The organism is Chryseobacterium sp. TB1-D10, from assembly GCF_059803555.1.
On the sequence record NZ_JAPFHB010000010.1, the window covers coordinates 113,856 to 132,303 of the forward strand.

General features: G+C 35.6%; 20 protein-coding genes. 11 read left to right on the forward strand and 9 right to left on the reverse strand.

What is annotated here, in order from left to right:
• Position 1: 1 nt before the first annotated feature.
• The 6 genes from OPU68_RS14685 to OPU68_RS14710 all read left to right on the forward strand — a co-directional run bounded on the left by OPU68_RS14685 (position 2) and on the right by OPU68_RS14710 (position 5,370).
• On the forward strand, positions 2 to 1,183 hold the full coding sequence (locus OPU68_RS14685; RefSeq protein WP_498474712.1) for a hypothetical protein: 1,182 nt from the start codon (positions 2 to 4) through the stop codon (positions 1,181 to 1,183).
• Positions 1,180 to 2,241, forward strand: coding sequence for a hypothetical protein (locus OPU68_RS14690; protein WP_498474713.1), 1,062 nt, complete (start codon positions 1,180 to 1,182; stop codon positions 2,239 to 2,241). The genes OPU68_RS14685 and OPU68_RS14690 overlap by 4 nt, the downstream gene beginning before the upstream one ends.
• 81 nt (positions 2,242 to 2,322) lie before the next feature.
• Entirely contained in the window at positions 2,323 to 3,468 is a 1,146-nt protein-coding gene (locus OPU68_RS14695) for a glycosyltransferase family 4 protein (RefSeq protein WP_498474714.1), read from the forward strand.
• Positions 3,469 to 3,541: 73 nt separating this feature from the next.
• The gene (locus OPU68_RS14700; protein ID WP_498474716.1) at positions 3,542 to 3,676 is read left to right on the forward strand and encodes a hypothetical protein; all 135 of its coding nucleotides are present in this window, start codon (positions 3,542 to 3,544) and stop codon (positions 3,674 to 3,676) included.
• A gap of 185 nt (positions 3,677 to 3,861) precedes the next feature.
• Positions 3,862 to 4,452, forward strand: coding sequence for a hypothetical protein (locus OPU68_RS14705; RefSeq protein ID WP_498474717.1), 591 nt, complete (start codon positions 3,862 to 3,864; stop codon positions 4,450 to 4,452).
• A gap of 60 nt (positions 4,453 to 4,512) precedes the next feature.
• A complete protein-coding gene (locus tag OPU68_RS14710) occupies positions 4,513 to 5,370 on the forward strand; it encodes a mechanosensitive ion channel family protein (RefSeq protein WP_498474718.1) in 858 nt (285 codons plus the stop codon).
• Positions 5,371 to 5,393: 23 nt separating this feature from the next.
• Here the strand turns inward: OPU68_RS14710 and OPU68_RS14715 are convergent, their stop codons facing one another.
• From OPU68_RS14715 to OPU68_RS14750, 8 genes are all read right to left on the reverse strand, one after another.
• The gene (locus tag OPU68_RS14715; protein ID WP_498474719.1) at positions 5,394 to 5,882 is read right to left on the reverse strand and encodes a hypothetical protein; all 489 of its coding nucleotides are present in this window, start codon (positions 5,880 to 5,882) and stop codon (positions 5,394 to 5,396) included.
• Positions 5,883 to 6,215: 333 nt separating this feature from the next.
• Positions 6,216 to 7,409 carry an ADP-forming succinate--CoA ligase subunit beta gene (gene sucC, locus OPU68_RS14720; RefSeq protein ID WP_028123793.1) on the reverse strand — a complete coding sequence of 398 codons (1,194 nt, stop codon included), beginning with the start codon at positions 7,407 to 7,409 and terminating at the stop codon, positions 6,216 to 6,218.
• A gap of 93 nt (positions 7,410 to 7,502) precedes the next feature.
• On the reverse strand, positions 7,503 to 10,121 hold the full coding sequence (locus OPU68_RS14725; protein WP_498474720.1) for a T9SS type A sorting domain-containing protein: 2,619 nt from the start codon (positions 10,119 to 10,121) through the stop codon (positions 7,503 to 7,505).
• 36 nt (positions 10,122 to 10,157) lie between these two features.
• Positions 10,158 to 10,418, reverse strand: coding sequence for a hypothetical protein (locus tag OPU68_RS14730; RefSeq protein ID WP_498474721.1), 261 nt, complete (start codon positions 10,416 to 10,418; stop codon positions 10,158 to 10,160).
• A complete protein-coding gene (locus OPU68_RS14735; RefSeq protein ID WP_498474722.1) occupies positions 10,419 to 10,772 on the reverse strand; it encodes a hypothetical protein in 354 nt (117 codons plus the stop codon).
• Positions 10,773 to 11,159 (reverse strand): DUF423 domain-containing protein, encoded by a 387-nt coding sequence (locus tag OPU68_RS14740; RefSeq protein WP_498474723.1) that lies wholly within the window; start codon positions 11,157 to 11,159, stop codon positions 10,773 to 10,775.
• 3 nt (positions 11,160 to 11,162) lie between these two features.
• Positions 11,163 to 11,333, reverse strand: a complete 171-nt coding sequence (locus OPU68_RS14745) for a hypothetical protein (RefSeq protein WP_498474724.1) — start codon at positions 11,331 to 11,333, stop codon at positions 11,163 to 11,165.
• A 2-nt stretch (positions 11,334 to 11,335) separates the two neighbouring features.
• Positions 11,336 to 12,664, reverse strand: a complete 1,329-nt coding sequence (locus OPU68_RS14750) for a hydroxymethylglutaryl-CoA reductase, degradative (protein ID WP_498474725.1) — start codon at positions 12,662 to 12,664, stop codon at positions 11,336 to 11,338.
• A gap of 110 nt (positions 12,665 to 12,774) precedes the next feature.
• Between OPU68_RS14750 and OPU68_RS14755 the strand changes: the two genes are divergently transcribed.
• The 5 genes from OPU68_RS14755 (at position 12,775) to OPU68_RS14775 (ending at position 16,303) form a co-directional block, all read left to right on the forward strand.
• A complete protein-coding gene (locus OPU68_RS14755; RefSeq protein ID WP_498474726.1) occupies positions 12,775 to 13,413 on the forward strand; it encodes a hypothetical protein in 639 nt (212 codons plus the stop codon).
• 135 nt (positions 13,414 to 13,548) lie between these two features.
• On the forward strand, positions 13,549 to 14,805 hold the full coding sequence (locus OPU68_RS14760) for a putative DNA modification/repair radical SAM protein (protein WP_034962736.1): 1,257 nt from the start codon (positions 13,549 to 13,551) through the stop codon (positions 14,803 to 14,805).
• A 68-nt stretch (positions 14,806 to 14,873) separates the two neighbouring features.
• Complete coding sequence (locus OPU68_RS14765) at positions 14,874 to 15,110, forward strand: type II toxin-antitoxin system ParD family antitoxin (RefSeq protein ID WP_498474727.1); 237 nt, start codon at positions 14,874 to 14,876, stop codon at positions 15,108 to 15,110.
• Positions 15,103 to 15,399 carry a type II toxin-antitoxin system RelE/ParE family toxin gene (locus OPU68_RS14770; RefSeq protein WP_498474728.1) on the forward strand — a complete coding sequence of 99 codons (297 nt, stop codon included), beginning with the start codon at positions 15,103 to 15,105 and terminating at the stop codon, positions 15,397 to 15,399. The genes OPU68_RS14765 and OPU68_RS14770 overlap by 8 nt, the downstream gene beginning before the upstream one ends.
• A gap of 145 nt (positions 15,400 to 15,544) precedes the next feature.
• Entirely contained in the window at positions 15,545 to 16,303 is a 759-nt protein-coding gene (locus tag OPU68_RS14775) for a TIGR03915 family putative DNA repair protein (protein ID WP_498474729.1), read from the forward strand.
• Positions 16,304 to 16,306: 3 nt separating this feature from the next.
• Here the strand turns inward: OPU68_RS14775 and OPU68_RS14780 are convergent, their stop codons facing one another.
• Positions 16,307 to 18,334 (reverse strand): TonB-dependent receptor, encoded by a 2,028-nt coding sequence (locus OPU68_RS14780; protein ID WP_498474730.1) that lies wholly within the window; start codon positions 18,332 to 18,334, stop codon positions 16,307 to 16,309.
• Positions 18,335 to 18,448 lie beyond the last annotated feature (114 nt).

Consider the following 18,448-nt stretch of genomic DNA (forward strand, 5'->3'; position numbering starts at 1 on the left):
AATGATTTTAGATATCCTATATATTCCCCTGTTTATACTGTTGGCCTTGCAGTTTCCCAAATTATTACTAGATGATAAAGAGTATGAATCTTATCCTGTTCTCAAAAAATTAGTACTTTTTCATTTCCTTTTGGGTATTGCTTATTTCTTTACCACCAACAACGGAGGCGGTGATGCCTGGGGGCATTGGAAAATTGCAAAATCTATGACATACCCAGAATTTGTTATGAGTTTAACAGGTGGGGAGGGAACAGAATTCATGAGGGCTTTTAATTACATTCCGGCTAACATGTTGGGAATGTCTTTCTTTTCGAATACTATGTTTTATAGTATGCTGGGTTCTTTTGGAATTACTTATTTTTTTCTGATTGCTCTCCGTACGATTCCATATAATACGGTCATCAACGGCTATGTCTTATTTCCTTTAATATTTTTCCTGCCAAATCTTCATTTCTGGAGTGCTGGGGTAGGCAAGGACACCGTTTTGTTTCTGTGTATTGGAATGTTTACTTACGCTTTGATGAAGCCTTTTCAAAGAATACCTTTAATAATAATACCAATGTTTTTGTCTATGGCAATCCGGCCTCATATTACATTGTTTTTATTGGTCGGATTCGGATTGGCTTATATCCTGGGAGGGAAAGTTTCTCCTTTTCAGAGGTTTTTATTTTCAGCCTTGATGATTGGCGTGGGTATTGCAATTTTACCAAGCGTAATGGAATTTGCAAAAATTGAAGAGGCTTCTACTGAAAGTTTTGATAAGTTTGCCGAAAGTAAAGCAGCTGTTCTTAGCCGTGCCAATACTGGATCTGCTGTAGATATTTCATCTTATCCATTCCCTCTGAAAGTACTGACATTCTGGTTTCGCCCTTTTTTCTTTGATGCCAGAAACATCAATGGACTTATTGCATCGCTGGAAAATTTTGTATTAGTTGTGGTCTTTATAAAAGCCATGCGAACCAATCCGATTGGCGCTTTCAAAGCTGCTCCTTTTGTAATCAAAGGTCTGGTATTCTTTCTGATTGTTGGTACATTGGCATTTTCACAATCTTTGGGGAATGTCGGGATTATGATCCGGATGCGGAATATGTTTCTTCCTGGATTGATTATCTATATGATGTGGGTTTTTTCTTACCGACAATACAATATCAGAAATCAGAAAAAAATTACAAAACCTCAATGATGAAAAGACAAGAGCTGGCATTTCCTATTCTCCTCTTGGTCTATCACTTCATCTTTGCCGTGGTCGCCTGGCAATATTACTCTCAAAATGCTGGTGACGCCCATAGATATTGGATCCTTACAGGCGATTGGAACAGTTATCTTAATGTTGGTACAGATGTAATAAAACTGATCAATTACCCTTTCGCGAAAATATTGCATTTACCTTTCTGGGCAGGATTTGTCCTACATAGTTTGATGGGTTTTTACGCTATTTATGAATTGTACAGTTTTTCTTTAGATTATATCAAGCCGACGAACAATTGGAGCAAATACCTTTTGATGTTTGTTTTTCTGCTGCCTAATTTACATTTCTGGACGTCCATCATTGGAAAAGAGCCGATTGTTTTTTTAGCAATCACTTTGGTTATGATTAATCAATTTAGAGCAAGATATTTCAATTTCCAATATATCTTCAGCTGGATTTTATTAATACTGATTCGGCCACACGTTGCGATGTTCCTATTGTTAGCAATTTCTTTTGCATTGATAATAAAGGATAAAAAACTTTCCGGGAAAAAAATCTTGGTTGTTATTTCAACTATTATTTTATCAGTAGGATTATATCTGATGACAATGCATCTTTTGGATAGGAATCCATTAGATATCGCTTATATTCTGGAAAGAAATGATGCATCATTGGTGGCTTTTCAAAGGGCAAACTCGTATGTTCCGATGATAGATTATAATATATTCGAGAGGCTCTTTGCACTCAATTTCCAACCACTTTTCGTAGATTCTGTTTCTCTTTACTCATTTATTTTGAGCGCAGAAAACTTCCTTACTCTCATTGTATTATTTTTTTCATTATTAATATTTATTTACCGCTTCAAAACTATCAAACTTGATTTTTTCGCCAAAGTTGCTCTCTTGTTTTTCATTATTTCATCTTTGTTTTTCATCCAGCGCTATTCTTGCTTAGGGATTTTTGTGAGGACAAAGATAATGTACCTTCCATTTGTAATGATTGTCGCTGTAAAAATAATTGAGGATTCTAAAATCTTTAGTAATAGAAATTAATTCTGCAATCTTAACCTGATGTTAAACATTAAGCTGTCAAAGCCGAAGGCGGTTTCCCTATATTTGCAAAAATAAATATAAATGGCAAAACTTTTCCGAATTACCACGGTTCCGATTTCTGTAGAAAAATTATTGGGAAAACAGCTGACCTTTATGGATCAATATTTTGATGTTACAGCTATTTCTGCGGACAAAGATTATCTGGAAAGAGTTGGCAACGAGTTGGGAGTGAAAACACATGCCATAGAAATGACCCGTAAAATAACGCCAATTCAGGATCTGAAGTCTCTCTGGCAGATGTACAACTATTTCAGAAAGGAAAAACCGGAAATAGTACATTCCCACACACCAAAAGCAGGATTAATTGGGATGTTGGCAGCCAAATTAGCAGGAGTGAAAGTCAGATTGCATACAGTAGCCGGTTTACCATTAATGGAAACTTCGGGTCTCAAAAGGAAAATCTTAAACCAAGTGGAAAGATTGACATACAGTTGCGCTACAAATGTATATCCCAATTCCAATGGTTTGTACAATTTTATTTTGGAAGAAAAACTTGGCAAAGCTGAAAAGCTGAAAGTCATCGGAAATGGCAGTACAAATGGTATAGATGTTAACCATTTCGATCCGGCTTTGTTCACAACAGAATCAAAAGAAAAACTAAAAAAAGAACTTAATATCGCAGCAGATGATTTTGTATTCGTATTCGTAGGAAGATTGGTAAAGGATAAAGGTATTAATGAATTAGTTTCTGCGTTTAAGAATGTCAAAAGTTTGAAATTAAAAAAAATCAAACTGCTTCTTGTAGGTCCTTTGGAACAGGATTTAGACCCCTTATCTCAGGAGGTTTTAGATGAAATAGAAAAAAATCCAGATATCGTTTCTGTAGGATTTCAAAAAGATGTAAGACCGTATTTTTCGATTAGCAATGCGCTGGTATTCCCTAGTTACAGAGAGGGTTTTCCCAATGTTGTTTTACAAGCACTGGCAATGGGTTTGCCGGCAATGGTTTCGGATATTAATGGCTGCAACGAGATTGTTACAAATCTGGAAAACGGATTGATCTTCCCACCCAAAAATGCACATTCTGTCCAGAAGGCAATGCAGTTATGTTTGGATCAGGATACGTATGCCAAACTTCAGGCTGATGCACGCCATAGCGTGATGAAATACAGACAGGAGTTTGTTTGGGAATTACTGAAGAAAAATTACGAAGACCTTTTGAATTAATAAATTTTCCGTAAAGACATTCGTAAAAATTAATCTATATTCTTCTTTTGTTAAATCATATTATCCGTCAAATATGAGTTTCTCAGCATTGTACAATGCAGGAACCAATAAAAACTCAATATTCAACAAGCAATGGTTTTGGACAAATCCGAATGATGTTGTGACTCAGCAAGGGTCAAACTATCAGGGTAACAACTATCCGACCTAGATTTCTGACTTATGTGGAATGAAACCGTATTTTGTTTTAATTGCGAATAACTCACATTAATAAATTTAAATATTTACTAATATTTTATAAAACTTTAGCAATCTTGATTTTCATCATATTTCCGTAAAATGGCACAGCCTTTGTAAAATGTAAAAAATATAATTATAAACGAAAAATTTAGCGATATGAAAAAATTGATTTTTGGAGCAGCAGTTTTAGTAACAGGATTATTCTCTACAGCAAATGCTCAGATACAGGAAGGAAACTGGATGGTTGGAAGTAGCATTGTCACAAGTAATTTTGGACTTAATACAGGTGCTGGTTACGATTTTTCTATTCAACCAAAAGCTGCGTATTTTATCAAAGATAATGTAGCTTTAGGAGGTTATGTTAATTTAGGGTTTGCAAAACCTGGTAAGGGTGAAGCTACTCAGTTCAATTATGCAGTTGGTGCTTTAGGGCGTTATTTTATATCTCCGGGAGAAGCGGGAGTTGATAATCTCCTGAATCACGGGCGTTGGTTTTTCGAAGGTAACTTAGGTGTAGGAGGAACTTCAGTTGAAAACGGTATATCTACAACAGGATTAGATTTTGGTGTAGGCCCAGGTTATTCATACTTTATTACACCAAACATTGGTGTGGAGGGACTTGTAAAATATAACGGAGTAACTGGTTTTGGTAATGAAGGACTAACTTCCAAAATTACTTTCAATGTTGGTTTCAGTATTTATCTGCCAAGCGGACAAGCAAAAAGACTTGCAAACGAAGTTAAATAAATCTAATATTTAAATACAGTAAAACCGGCTTTTGTCGGTTTTTTTTATTAATTATACATTATGGAATATTTACACACAGTTTATGACGTTTTGCAAAAATGGTATATTAGTTTTGCTGAGCTGACCCCCAGATTAATTGTTGGGATTATAGTATTTCTGTTTTTTCTGATGACCAGTACCTATCTCAGCAGATGGTCCGTAAAGTTATTTCACAAATTATTTCCAAAAACTAAGAATGAATCAGTAGTTACATTGATTTCGGTTTTTAAGTTTTTAATCATTTTGATGGGAACTTTCATAGCCTTAGAAATTATGGGCTTCAGTGGTTTCTTTATGAAGTTTCTTGGAAGTTTAGGAGTTGCCGGGGTGATCGCCGGTGTTGCACTTAAGGATCTTGTGTCCAGCATGTTTTCGGGAATGTTGGTGAGTGTGGACAAGGCTTTCAAAATTGGAGATTATGTCACGATTGGCGGGAATTCCGGAACTGTTCAGGATATTGGTTTGCTTACCACAAAGCTCATTACAGATGACGGAAAGAAAGTTTACATTCCAAATCAGGTGATTTTTAACTCTCCGTTTTTTAATATTACCGCTTCACCTCAACGTAGAATCATTCTGGACTTTGAAATTCCGGTTGGGGAAGATATTGTAAAAGCTAAAGCTGCAATCCTGGACGAGATCAAATCTCTTGAACATGTCGACAAAACAGACGCTGTTGATGTTGTTTTCACGAATGTAAAGCAGGGCGTTTTCACAATGCAGATTAAATTTTGGTTGGAAATTGGCGGCAATTTTACCAATGTGAAAAGCGAAGCCATTATGCAAATCAATGAGAGGCTTGTGAAAGAAGGAATTGAATTGGTTACTCCAACAAGTATCAACATTACGCAAGTTGGTGATGCATCAGAAAACAAATAATTTTCAAAAAAACCATCTCTTCTTTAGTGGTTTTTTTTACGCTTTAATTTCAGACTATCTTTATTATGCATTTTTGCAACAGAATCATTTTCAATGATAACTTCTCCTATTTCATAGTTATTATTCTTTGAAAGTATATCTTCTTCTACCAATACAACGCCAGTTGTGGCAACACAGCTTTCTTTTTCCTTTGCACAGCCTGTCAAAAATAATATTAATGAAAATAGACCCAATGAAAGTCTATTATTCTGAAAGCCAGCAGGAATATATCTGAAAAATTTCTCTTTCAACTTCAAAGATTTAGAATCTTCAGTATTTAACTGATGATTGTAAAATCTTCCGCAAACACTTTCATCCGATTTTTCTTCAATGATCTTATGGATTTCCTGAGAATTCTTTTCTGTAAAATCAATCACACATTTGGAACAGACGGAACAAAATCTGCCTTTTTCTTCAGGATTCATTTCGTTCCAGTTTTCTGAGCAGGGATTTGGGATGTAGATATTTTTCATCGTTTCAGTTTGGCGTTATTGAATTAAAAACCTTTCCAGAATTTGAAACGGTTTTCTTTCTGATTTTATTTTAGGAAATATCATATTAAATGGAAATGAGATTTGAGAAACCAAACTTCTAAATTATCGTGAACGTCGCAGCCCGACTTGAGTGGAGCTCTTTTTGTCATTGCGAGTGCAGAAAATTTCTATTGGTAAATTCCCGTCGATCGCAATGACAAAAAAGCGGGAACGGAAGGCGGATAAAGCTGCCCAAATCATAAAATTTGACAAAGTGCATAAAAAAATCCGCTCAAATAATTGAACGGATCTGATATTTATGTTAAAAAATTCTTAGCTGGCAAGAACTTCTTTTACTTTGTTTGCAGCTTCTTCCAAAGTAATTGCGGAATGAACAGGAAGTCCAGACTCGTCAATTAGTTTTTTAGCTTCTACAGCGTTGGTTCCCTGCAATCTTACGATCAATGGAACTGGAAGGCTTCCCATCGCGTGGTAAGCGTCTACAACACCTTGCGCCACTCTGTCGCATCTTACGATCCCTCCGAAGATGTTGATCAAGATCGCTTTTACGTTTGGGTCTCGCAAAATGATCCCGAAAGCGGTCTGAACTCTTTGTGCATCAGCAGTTCCACCAACATCCAAGAAGTTTGCAGGATTTCCACCAGACAATTTGATGATATCCATAGTTGCCATTGCAAGACCAGCTCCGTTTACCATACAAGCCACGTTTCCGTCCAACTTCACGAAGTTAAGACCAGCTTCGCCAGCTTCTACGTCCAATGGATCTTCTTCTCTTGTATCTCTCAATTCAGCAAGGTCTTTGTGACGGAACAATGAGTTGTCGTCCAAAGTTACTTTTGCATCTACAGCGATGATCTTGTTGTCAGAAGTCTTAAGAACCGGGTTGATCTCGAAAAGAGAAGCATCGATCCCGATGTAAGCGTTGTAAAGAGACGTGATGAATTTTGTGAATTCTTTGAAAGCATTCCCTTCAAGACCTAGTCCGAAAGCAATTTTTCTAGCCTGGAAACCTTGCAATCCGTAAGCCGCATCGATCACTTCTTTGTGAATCAAGTGTGGCGTAACTTCTGCAACGTGCTCGATGTCCATACCACCTTCTGTAGAATAAACGATCGTGTTTTTCCCTAAAGCTCTGTCTAGAAGGATAGAAACATAAAATTCTTTAGTTTCAGTCTCTCCCGGATAATATACATCTTCAGCTACCAAAACAGAATGAACTTTTTTACCTTCAGCAGAAGTCTGAGGCGTGATGAGTTGCATTCCGATGATGTTTCCAGCGTTTTCTTTCAGTTTGTCCATATTTGGGGAAAACTTTACACCGCCGCCTTTACCTCTACCACCAGCGTGGATCTGAGCTTTTACCACCCAAGCCTGCGCTCCGGTTTCAGCAGTAAGTTTTTCGGCAGCAGCCACTGCTTCGTCCACATTGTTTGCAACAAAACCACGTTGGATATTCACCCCGTATTTTGCTAAAATCTCTTTTGATTGATACTCGTGAAGATTCATAATATATTATTGATTAATTTTAAATTTTATAAGATTGACAAATTTAAGAAAAATAAGCAAACCTGTGATATGATTTTAGTTATATAAAAAACGTTATTGTTTTATGATCTTTTTACTTACACTTTTATTTTCATAATTTAGAACCACTACATAGTTGCCTTTTGTCAGGTGACTTAGGTCTATTGAACCGTTTTTAATTTCTGCTGATAGAATATTCTTTACAATATGTCCTGAAGTTGAGATAATTGAAATAGATCTCAAGTTTTTAATGTTGGTAATATGAAGTATATCTTTTACCGGATTTGGATAGATGCTCAATGATTCATTACTCAGATCCTCTGTTCCAAGTATTGCTGTTCTGAACTGTTTCAGATCTGAAGTATAGATCACATTGTTTTGTGTGAACTGTAATTTTGCAAAGTAAATGGTATCTGGCTCTAGATTTTCAAGTTCTGAATATAATATATTTTGAGAATAAGCGTTGACGTTTGACACAACATTTTTTGTGAATATTAAATTCTCAGAAGATAAACCATAGACGATTTTAATGTCAGAAATGGCCATACCAGCATTGTTTTTTATATTAATATTAGCCGACGCATTATTAGTGTTTATGTTTGAGAATTCCAGGGTTTTGTTGTGAAGCGGAAGTGTTGTGAACTCCTTCACTGTACTTGTAACGGCTCCGGATTGATTTGTTGCGGAAATTCTAAAATAGTAAGTTGTTTCCGGCTTCAGATCTTCAATGTTTTTATTCAGAAGAGAATTGTTGTATTGTGCTATGATAGAAGGTGTGGAAACGTTTTGCAGATCAAAGCTGCTATTTTCTCCATATTGAAATTTGATATTATTTAAATCAGAGATATTACTGCTGCCATATCCGTTCAGTTTTACTTTGTCAGCAAATAGTTCTGTTGCTTCCAAAGGTTTTAGTGAGTAATCCTGCGTGTAAGAATTGGATTTGTAAATGATTCCATTTGCTCCTGCAACATAGTAATTTCTTCCAACTGCAAAGAAGTTCGTTAATTTTGGAACGGTAACAGTGTTCCAGGTAATTCCGCCGTCAAAAGTCTGATAAGAAATTCCGTTGTAGTCAAAAGCAATTCCTTCATTTGCATTTAGAAAATGTAATTTCAGATTATAAGCCGAATAGAAATCCTTTACCAATTCCCAACTTGTTCCGCCATTATATGTTTTGTACAGTTTATTAGCTTCTGTATAGTATCCGATAAGCTCGTTTACGAAGTACATATTACTTAAATAAGTACCTTCTTTTACCAAAGTCCAAGTTACACCTTTGTCTGTTGTCTTCATTATTCTGGAACTATTGTATCCAAAAGCTGTGTTTTCATCAACAGCGTTAAAATTAAAAAATCCAAAATTGTGAAGATTTTGCCAAGTTGTGCCACCGTCTTTAGTCAGAGAAATGCCAAATTCCGAATATCGCAATCCATTTTGAGTATCAAAGAAATGTAATTTGTTGAATCCTAAGTGTGTGTTGTCTAGCAAATTCCATGTACTGCCACCATTTGTAGATTTGCTAAAATGTGTTCCACCGGCGTTGCCTACCAATGCATATCCCAAATTATCATTCATAAACTGACTATCCATAATGTAACTTGCGTAACCTTCTACCGTAGGATTTCCAAGCTTTGTCCAGTTCATTTCATCTGAAGACGAGTAAAAATTTTCGCCGGATGTTACATAAACCTTGTTATTCGTTTTTTGAATATCAGAAACATTTTTATAGGTAAAATCTTTACTGACCCAATTTTCACCTTGGTTTGTAGATTTTAGGATTTTCCCATGGTCACCAATGATATATCCAATGTTGTTTGCAAAATAGACTTTATTAAGATTGTTGCCTTCCTCTGCAAAGTAAGAGACATCGGAAACTCTCTGCCAGGTATTTCCGCCATTTATCGTTTTGAAAATGTACCCAAATTGACCAACAGCAAATCCAGTTGTTGGTGAAGTGAAGAAAAAAGAATATAAAGGTTGAGAATCGATAGCTTGACCAAAAGAAGTTGCCAAAACCCAAGTTTGCCCACCATTGGTTGTCTTTAAAAGTTTATTGACTGCATTTGCAAAACCAATCTGGCTGTTATAAAAATATAAACTATTTACAGATGTTGCAACATAAGGATTGTCATAAGTCTGTACAGAGGTGGAGCCTCCATTTGTCGTTTTATAAAGGTCACCGTAATAAGTTAAAAAATGGGCTTCTTCTGGTGAGGTAAAATAACTTTTTACCACACTATCATATTGGAAAATGTCAAGATCAGTTTTGGTCCAGTTGATTCCCTTGTTATTAGACTTAAAGACAGTACGGGATCCAACTATCACAACAGTTTCATTAAAAATAAAAACATTGTTAAGATTCTCTGTTGTATTAAGATTGACAGTTTCCCAGTTCTGTCCATTATCTGTACTTTTCTGCACAAGTCCTAGTTTTCCGACTACAAATAATAACTGGTCAGAACTTGTGATGTCAGTTCCGTTGTTGACATCTTTTAAGAAATTCCAGGATTCACCAGAATCTATTGAGACCAATATTTTTTTTTCGGTCAGTAAAAAAAGTTTTCCATTAGATGCTGTAAAGCCACCCGCATTTTCATCAAAATTCTTGGGGCTTAAAAGGTTGAATTGTGTTTGAGCCTGACTACTGATAAAGATAAAAAGGCTAAGAAAAAAAATAATTTTTTGTTTCATTATTTGTTTTGATATAGTGATTTGTAATACTTATGATTAATAATTTCGTCCAACCTCTTTACAAAGTTCCAGATATTCTTTTGGCATTTCGGATGAGAAATAATTTGTCTCGTAATATTCATCCGAATGGGGAATGTAAATGCTGTATTTCTTACTAAACGGAAATATCGGAATGAAAAAAAACTCGAAATAATTCTTATAAACCGAAACAATAGCATTCGCCATAAAGCCATTTTTCAGGACTTTACGGTCTTCTTTTCCTACAAGTTTTGTTTTGATTCCGAAGATGAAGAACATTTAGTGATTTGATTTTTTATATTTTCTTAATTGTTTCCTATTGATGATTTGAGTTTCATTTAACAATGTTATTCGGGAAGAATCTTCTCTTTTTTGAATTACTAATTGTAGTGATTTTTTAGAAAATTTCCATTTGCCAAATAGAATACTTTTGTCAATTTCATCGAACCCACTATAATGATTTTCCTTTCTAAAGGTAGAATCTTTGTACAAGACTAAGCTGTCACGTTCAATGTAATTTTTATAATTATTTGCAAATTTTTCTTTTTTAATTAATACATAAATAGAATGTATTTTGTGGCCTTTAATAAAGCCAAAAGAAAGAACTAAAAAAAGAAAAACTAATAATTTCATTTAAAATTTAGCCTTAGCAAAATACCAGATCAACATTCCCCAACTGATGATCATAAACAATCCGCCAAGTGGTGTGATTGGCCCAAGGAATTTCAAATTAACGCCCCAAACATCCTGGAAAGCCAAACAATAAATACTTACAGAAAATATAAAAGTTCCTGCAATCATCAATATAGAAATCCATTTTTCAGAAGTCGTTTCGAATTTCAAAATATAGCCGACAATCAAAAGAAAAAACGCGGCGTACATTTGATAACGGACACCCGTTTCAAAGCTTTCCAGTCTTTCGATTGATAATATTTTTTTGAAGGCGTGCGCACCAAATGCGCCAAGAATTACGGACAATAAACCGTAGATTCCACCGATGATTAAAGTAAAGTTTTTCATAATTTATAATTCTCCTTTTTGATATAAAATGATAATTTTCCCTGCAATAGTTAATAATCCTAAAACGATGAACAACCAGGAAAATCTCTTTGCACCTGCAAATCCCGGATCTTTTGTAAATCGTAAAAATATGCCAAAAATCAGAATGAAAACTGAAAGTAAAATTCCGAACATAATTATTTATTTCTTAATTTTTCCAATTCCCAAATTACCTCGTGATGACTTACCGTTTTATCTTTGAAGTAAGTCACAAAATGCTGTTTCTCCTCTTCCGTTGCTCCAAATTGATTCAGAATATTGAAAAGGTGCATTTTCATATGACCTTTCTGGATTCCTGTCGTTACCAAAGAACGAAGTGCACCAAAATTCTGCGCCAATCCGGAAACTGCCAAAATACTCATCAATTCCTGAGCAGATGGTTTTCCAAGAAGTGCCAAAGAAAATTTTACCAATGGATGAAGATTCGTCAATCCGCCGACAACACCGACAGAAATCGGTAAGTCAATCCAAAATCTAAAAATCCCATTGTCCGTCGTGCAATGTGTTAATGAAGAATATTTTCCGTTTCTCGCTGCATAAGCATGCGCACAAGCTTCCGTCGCACGGAAATCATTTCCTGTCGCAATGACTACAGCATCCACACCATTCATAATCCCTTTGTTATGCGTCGTTGCTCTGTAAGGTTCGATTTCTGCAATCGTCACCGCGCGTTTGAATTTCCATGCAAATTCTTCATTCGAAATGCCGCTGTCGTCCTTCAAATCTTCAATTTTGCAGGAAACTTCTGCTCTCACGATGCAATCCGGCGTGTAATTGGAAAGGATATTCATCACGATTTGCAACGAATCTTTTTCTTCCTGAGAAAAACTTCCTTCCTTGGCAACTTCTTCTTTCAAAGTCTTCCCGAATTGTTCCAGACAAGAATTAATGAAATTGGCACCCATAGAATCTACCGTGTCAAAACTTGCTTTCAGCTGGAAATAATCTTCCAGTTCCGAAGTTTTATCGATGAGTTTGATATTCAGGATTCCGCCGCCACGGTTGCGCATATTTTTGGTAATATCTTCCGTGGCTTCCAACAATTTTTTCTTCAATTTAAAATTGAAAAAATGAAGCAGTTTATGAGCCTCAGTTTTGAAGATAAAATGCGTATGACCCAGTTTTTCTGTATTGATAATCGTTGTTTTGAAACCACCTTTGTCAATCCAGAATTTTGCTGCTTTACTCGCTGCTGCCACAACAGAACTTTCTTCAACTGCCATTGGAAGTGCCAACAATTTTCCGTCTATCAGAAAGTTTGGAGCAATTCCGTAAGGCATATAAAAATTGGAAATCGTGTTTTCAGAAAACTCGTCGTGCATCTTTTGCAGATTAGAATCGTTGTTCCAATATTGCTGCAGAATCTGCTCGTAACTTCTATCGTTGCTTAGATATTCGCTGATTAGCCAATCGATTTTTCTTTGTTTGGAAAGTTTTGAAAATCCTTCAACAGGTTGATGGTTCATAGGGAAATTTTATGTTTGTAAAGATAAGGATTTTGGGAGATTGTGATGGGATTGGTTTTATATAATTCACAATTTTATAAACACGATTTCGTTTAAATTAAAAATAACTAATGAAACGATATCTCAAAATAATTAAATATGCAGCTATAGGAATTTTAGGAGTATTTACAATTCTATTTTTATCCATTTTTATTTTCTATAAATTTTTCTATTACAGTGAATTTAATTCGATTAAAAAAAATCTTCAAAAAAATGATAAAGTAGAAATCATAAAAATATGGGGAAATGAAGATGTAACATTTGAAGATATAAGTGTTGTTTTAAAAGTGAAAAATAAAGGAATTCTATCGATTTACGGGATAAGCAAAGATGTTAATCATTTCCCCGAAAGTGTTTACATAACCGAAATTGGAAAATTCTCATTTGTTAATTTTATTTGTCAAAATGCAATGAGTTGGAACTTGAACGTTGGAACAGAATCAGATTTTGGAAAGAAAACAGGGATTGTATTTAATAATGTTGATGACGTAATTAATCACTATGATGACATTAATAAATATGTTGAATCTTTTAAAATTTTTCCTGAATATAATTGTCTAAAATCAAATGGAAATCCTGAAAGCATTGTTTTTATAAATAGAGGTGATAATATGAATTATGAGAATTTAAAAAAATATTATAATTCTGAATGTATTGCCGATTTGCAAAATGAGATAAATAAAATTGGGATTACTAAACCGTGTAGATAATAAGAGATTGAATTTAACAAAAAACAAAATTTCTGTTAGTAACTTAATTCAAAATATATATCAACAATTCCCTCAAATGGTTTTATTTTTGACATTCATTTAGAACATAATTCTTCTAAATAAAATTCCCAAAATATGAACTTTGACCGCACAAAAGAAAAACTGGAAATACTTGCCGACGCTGCTAAGTATGACGTTTCCTGCTCATCAAGTGGCGGAAAAAGGAAAAATAATGGGGGATTGGGCGACAGTTCTGCCAGTGGAATTTGTCACACTTATACGGAGGATGGGCGATGCGTTTCGCTTCTCAAAATCCTTTTGACCAACCATTGCATTTACGATTGCATCTACTGCGTTTCCAGAAAATCAAATGACATCAAACGCGCCGCATTCACGGTAGAAGAAGTGGTAGATTTGACCATCAGTTTTTACCGCCGAAATTACATCGAAGGATTGTTCCTGAGTTCCGGGATTTTCAAAGATGCGGATACGACAATGGAACGTTTGGTTCGTGTCGCGAAAAAATTGAGAAACGAACATAACTTCAACGGTTATATTCACCTCAAATCAATTCCTGGAGCGAGTGATATTTTGATGCAGGAAGCTGCACTTTACGCAGACCGACTTTCCGTAAACCTAGAAATTCCGACTGAATCTGGACTTAAACTTTTGGCTCCGGATAAAAATCGGGAAGATATGCTACAACCAATGCGAATCGTCCAAAAAGGAATCCAGCAATACAAAGACGAAAAGAAAATCATCAAAAGCGTTCCGAAGTTCGCACCAGCAGGGCAATCCACACAAATGATTGTCGGAGCAACCAACGAAAACGATTTGCAAATCATCAAAGTCGCCGACCATTTCTACCAAAATTACGGAATGAAACGCGTTTATTATTCAGGTTATATTCCAGTGACGTCGGACAATCGTTTGCCGGCAATCACTGCGGAAGTTCCTGTTTTACGGGAAAACCGTCTGTATCAATCTGATTGGTTGATGCGTTTTTACGGTTTCAAAGCCGATGAGATTTTGGATTCCAATATGCCATTTCTGGATTTGGAAGTCGACCCGAAATTAAGTTGGGCATTAAGACATCTTGATCAATTTCCAGTGAATCTTCAAACCGCAGATTACAAAATGATTCTCAGAATCCCGGGAATTGGTGTGAAAACAGCGATGAAAATTGTTAGCTCTAGACGTTTTCAGGTTTTGAATATTGATAATTTGAAAAAGTTAGGCGCGGCTGTTAATCGAGCAAAATATTTCATCGATTTTAGTTACGGCAATCCATTTTTGAAACATTTAACAGATTTGAATTTGAGGAAATTAATCATCGGCGGAAGTCAGTCCAAATTTCAGAATCAGTTTTCTCAACAGTTGACTTTATTTTAATTCAATATTCAGTTGTCCATATTTGCTAAATTTGGATATTAATTGTAATTTCGAAGAAAGAATTTACAATGAATGTCAGTTTCACAAAAAAGCAGGAAAATTATATTTCCGAACAAATAGAATCGGGAGATTTTCAGAATGCCAGCGAGGTTGTACGTGATGCTTTGCGGCTTCACGAAGTTTATCGCCATCGCATTATTCAGGATTTGAGAAATGAAATTGAGAAAGGTTGGGATGGTAATTCAAGTTCCAGGTCGATAAAAGATATCATCAAATCCAGGAAGAAAGATAATAGCAATGTCTAAAGAATTCTACATTCTATCAGAAATTGCTGATGAAGATTTGGAAGATATTTTCAATTATACGATGAATGAATTTGGATTTGAACAAGCGGAAAAATATTTCACTGAGATTGAAGACGTTTTTCAAAGTTTGCTTACAAATCCAGAATTAGGGAAAACGCGAAATGAAATAAAAATAGGTTTGTACAGTTTTCCAAAAGACCATCATCTCATTTTCTACAGGATTTTGGACAATCATATCCGAATAGTAAGAGTGCTCCACGGAAGTCGAGATGTTCCGGGATATTTTTAATTTAAAATTTCAAATCAATTTTCCCAGCAGTTGACTTTGTTTTAATTTAAAGGCTTCGACTCCGCTCAGCCTGACAGTTCTAAGGAAATGATTAATATGCGATGTCACACTGAACGGAGTCGAAGTGTTCAGAACCTATTTAAAAATGAAAACTCTCCTCTACGACGGCAGTTTCGACGGTCTTTTAACCGCAGTATTCGAAGTTTTTGAATACAAATATAAAGATGTGGAAATCCGAAACAGAGAAAGATTCCAGCAGGAAAATATGTTTGCGGAGATTCACGAGGTTGTGACGCAAAATGAAAAATCTGATCGCGTTTTAAAGAAATTAGAAACGAGCATCGGAAAATCCGGCATCAAACAATTGCTGATGGTTTTTCTCTCAGAACTTCCGGAATCTGAAGATTTGATTTTTTCTGCTATCCAACAATCGATTAAAAGTCCAGATAATAATGTCTTGCAGAATTTCGCTAATGATGACATTCTTCAAATCTCAAAAATCTGTAAATCCGTCAGCAGAGAGCGACATCGGATGACTGCGTTTGTCAGGTTTGAGAAGATGAAGGACGATGTTTATTTCGCCAAAATCGATCCGGATTTTGATGTTCTGCCTTTGATTCGGAAACATTTCAAAGACCGATATGCCGACCAAAAATGGATGATTTATGACCTCAAACGACATTACGGACTGTTTTATGATCTTAAAGATTGCGAATTTTTCTATCCTGATGAGACATTTAATTTAAATAAATATCAGCAGAAGTTCCACGAGGAAGAGATTAATTATCAGGAACTTTGGAAAAGTTACTTCACCAAGACCAATATCAAGGAGCGGAAAAATATCAAACTCCACGTTCAGCACGTTCCGAAGCGTTATTGGAAATATCTGACTGAGAAATTCTAAATTTTACAATTGAATATTCGCGCCCACCACAAAATTCCGTTTTGCCGATGGATTATAAAATCGGTTTCCAAAAGCATTGATGTCAAATCCCAAAACATATTCCTCATTGTACAAATTCTGAATTTGGAAATACAAATCCAACTTTGCTTTTTCGAATTTAATAGGATAACGGAATTGAATATTCGAAACCAAACTAGGTTCAGACCAAACAGAATTCGCGTCTGTCAAAGGAATTTTTGAAGTTAGAAATTGAGAATAATCAACGGCTAATTTTTTGAAGAAAGTGAAATTCAGCAAACTGTTGATAGTTGTTTTCGGAACGCCGGTCAAAGCATTTCCTGAAAAGTCAGAAGTTCCCTGGATATAATTTTTAAATTTAAAATCATATAGACTTCCCGAAAATCTGAATTTGAAATGACTCAAAACTTCATTCTTCAAATCAAACCGCTTCGATTCCAAAAGAAATTCCCAACCTTTCTGAACGGTATTTCCTTGATTCACAAAATATTCCTGTCCGGCTTCATTCTGCCTTCTTACAATCGCATCTTTCATACGGAAATCAAAATAATTCAATTCCACAAAAAGCGAATTCCCAAATTGTTTCCGCACGCCAATTTCCTTATTCCATCCGTATTCAGGAACCAGGGTGAAGTTGAATTCCTGATTGGAAGAACGAATCTCCTCATTCGTCGGCGCTGAATTTCCTTTCCCAATTTTTCCTCTCAAAGAAAATCCTTTATCCAAAACATACGTCATCCCAAAATTGGGCAACCATTGGTTTTTAAATTTCACATTTACAGTTTCAGAAGCTGGAAAAATCTTTTCCCATTTGTAAGAATTTGAATTTAAACTAATGGAAATATCTGTAAATAATCTTTCATTAAAATTCAATTTCTGTGACAGAAAATAGAATCCGGACTTATTTCTCAGCTTATCAAAATTCTGGGGATTTCCTTCTGTTCCCCGATTGTTGTCAAAGTTTTTAATGAAGATTGGATTGGTTGCACCTTCGTAACCCAATCGCCATTCCGCGGAAACTTTGTCCCAATTTTTTTCATAATTGAAATGGGTTCTTAAGGCATAATTACTTTCAAAACGGTTTTCGAAGTTTGTAATAAATGGATTCTCGAAATCGACATACGAGCCTTGAACCAAAACAAAATGTGAAAGTCCGTCGGTTAATTGATATTGATTGGAAAGTCCCGTCAAAACCATTTTGTTCCTGATTCCGGCATTTTGTTCTTTCGCTCCGGGAAGCGTTGCGGTTGTTGGTCGGGCTTGTTTTCGGTTGGCTTCCATCTGCACCAAAGTCAATCCGCCAGGCGTTTCATAATCCAAATCGGAGAAGAGTAGCATTGCTTTTAGTTCGCCTTTGTCAGAATATTTGAAATTGTCCTTAATGAAAATCTGCTTGCGCTCAACTGCAGATTGTTCCCTGTAAGAATCTGTTCTGTAATAATTTTGATAAACCTGAAAAAAGTGCTTTCCCAATTGCTTTGAAAAATTAATACTTTCATTAAAAGTCCCATAACTTCCAGACGAAAGATTCACAGACAAGTCATCAGAATTCTGAGTTTGAAGTAACAAAGTTCCGCCCGTCACCGCGCCAAAATCACCACTTTCCGGACCTTTGTAAATCTCGATTTTATGAATTAAATCCGGCGAGATCTGATTAAAATAAGTATTCCCCGAAGCATCGGACAAAATAAAATCATCCAAATAAACTTTCACATTCCGAACGCCAAACGGCGAACGCAAGGAACTTCCGCGCACCGCGATTCTGTAACTTCCCGGCGAACGTTCTTCCATTCTCGCACCAGCGATTTGGTTTACAGATTCCAACAATCGGTTTGGCGGATTCTGAGAAAGCAAGTTTTCCGAAACGACAGAAACCGATTTGGTGGAAGCGATAAAAGAAACCGGTTTTTTATAAGCATCGATTTTGACCTCCGAAATCAAAACCACAGAATCGCTCTTCTGGGAAAAGTACAATACACTGGAAAGTAAAAAAAGAAAGGAAAGTTTTTTCATTGTTCTCAACACAGAAATCATTGTGCCGAAACATCGCAATCGTTAAAAAATTCACAAAAAAGTAATTCTTAACTTACATCAATGCGAGGCGGAGCTCGGCGCTATAAATTTGCA

What these genes read in the sequence shown, in the direction of transcription:
- OPU68_RS14685 (WP_498474712.1), top strand. Translation starts at nt 2, where the DNA reads ATGATTTTAGATATCCTATATATTCCCCTGTTTATACTGTTGGCCTTG.
- OPU68_RS14690 (WP_498474713.1), top strand. Translation starts at nt 1,180, where the DNA reads ATGATGAAAAGACAAGAGCTGGCATTTCCTATTCTCCTCTTGGTCTAT.
- OPU68_RS14695 (WP_498474714.1), top strand. Translation starts at nt 2,323, where the DNA reads ATGGCAAAACTTTTCCGAATTACCACGGTTCCGATTTCTGTAGAAAAA.
- OPU68_RS14700 (WP_498474716.1), top strand. Translation starts at nt 3,542, where the DNA reads ATGAGTTTCTCAGCATTGTACAATGCAGGAACCAATAAAAACTCAATA.
- OPU68_RS14705 (WP_498474717.1), top strand. Translation starts at nt 3,862, where the DNA reads ATGAAAAAATTGATTTTTGGAGCAGCAGTTTTAGTAACAGGATTATTC.
- OPU68_RS14710 (WP_498474718.1), top strand. Translation starts at nt 4,513, where the DNA reads ATGGAATATTTACACACAGTTTATGACGTTTTGCAAAAATGGTATATT.
- OPU68_RS14715 (WP_498474719.1), bottom strand. Translation starts at nt 5,882, where the DNA reads ATGAAAAATATCTACATCCCAAATCCCTGCTCAGAAAACTGGAACGAA.
- sucC (WP_028123793.1), bottom strand. Translation starts at nt 7,409, where the DNA reads ATGAATCTTCACGAGTATCAATCAAAAGAGATTTTAGCAAAATACGGG.
- OPU68_RS14725 (WP_498474720.1), bottom strand. Translation starts at nt 10,121, where the DNA reads ATGAAACAAAAAATTATTTTTTTTCTTAGCCTTTTTATCTTTATCAGT.
- OPU68_RS14730 (WP_498474721.1), bottom strand. Translation starts at nt 10,418, where the DNA reads ATGTTCTTCATCTTCGGAATCAAAACAAAACTTGTAGGAAAAGAAGAC.
- OPU68_RS14735 (WP_498474722.1), bottom strand. Translation starts at nt 10,772, where the DNA reads ATGAAATTATTAGTTTTTCTTTTTTTAGTTCTTTCTTTTGGCTTTATT.
- OPU68_RS14740 (WP_498474723.1), bottom strand. Translation starts at nt 11,159, where the DNA reads ATGAAAAACTTTACTTTAATCATCGGTGGAATCTACGGTTTATTGTCC.
- OPU68_RS14745 (WP_498474724.1), bottom strand. Translation starts at nt 11,333, where the DNA reads ATGTTCGGAATTTTACTTTCAGTTTTCATTCTGATTTTTGGCATATTT.
- OPU68_RS14750 (WP_498474725.1), bottom strand. Translation starts at nt 12,664, where the DNA reads ATGAACCATCAACCTGTTGAAGGATTTTCAAAACTTTCCAAACAAAGA.
- OPU68_RS14755 (WP_498474726.1), top strand. Translation starts at nt 12,775, where the DNA reads ATGAAACGATATCTCAAAATAATTAAATATGCAGCTATAGGAATTTTA.
- OPU68_RS14760 (WP_034962736.1), top strand. Translation starts at nt 13,549, where the DNA reads ATGAACTTTGACCGCACAAAAGAAAAACTGGAAATACTTGCCGACGCT.
- OPU68_RS14765 (WP_498474727.1), top strand. Translation starts at nt 14,874, where the DNA reads ATGAATGTCAGTTTCACAAAAAAGCAGGAAAATTATATTTCCGAACAA.
- OPU68_RS14770 (WP_498474728.1), top strand. Translation starts at nt 15,103, where the DNA reads ATGTCTAAAGAATTCTACATTCTATCAGAAATTGCTGATGAAGATTTG.
- OPU68_RS14775 (WP_498474729.1), top strand. Translation starts at nt 15,545, where the DNA reads ATGAAAACTCTCCTCTACGACGGCAGTTTCGACGGTCTTTTAACCGCA.
- OPU68_RS14780 (WP_498474730.1), bottom strand. Translation starts at nt 18,334, where the DNA reads ATGAAAAAACTTTCCTTTCTTTTTTTACTTTCCAGTGTATTGTACTTT.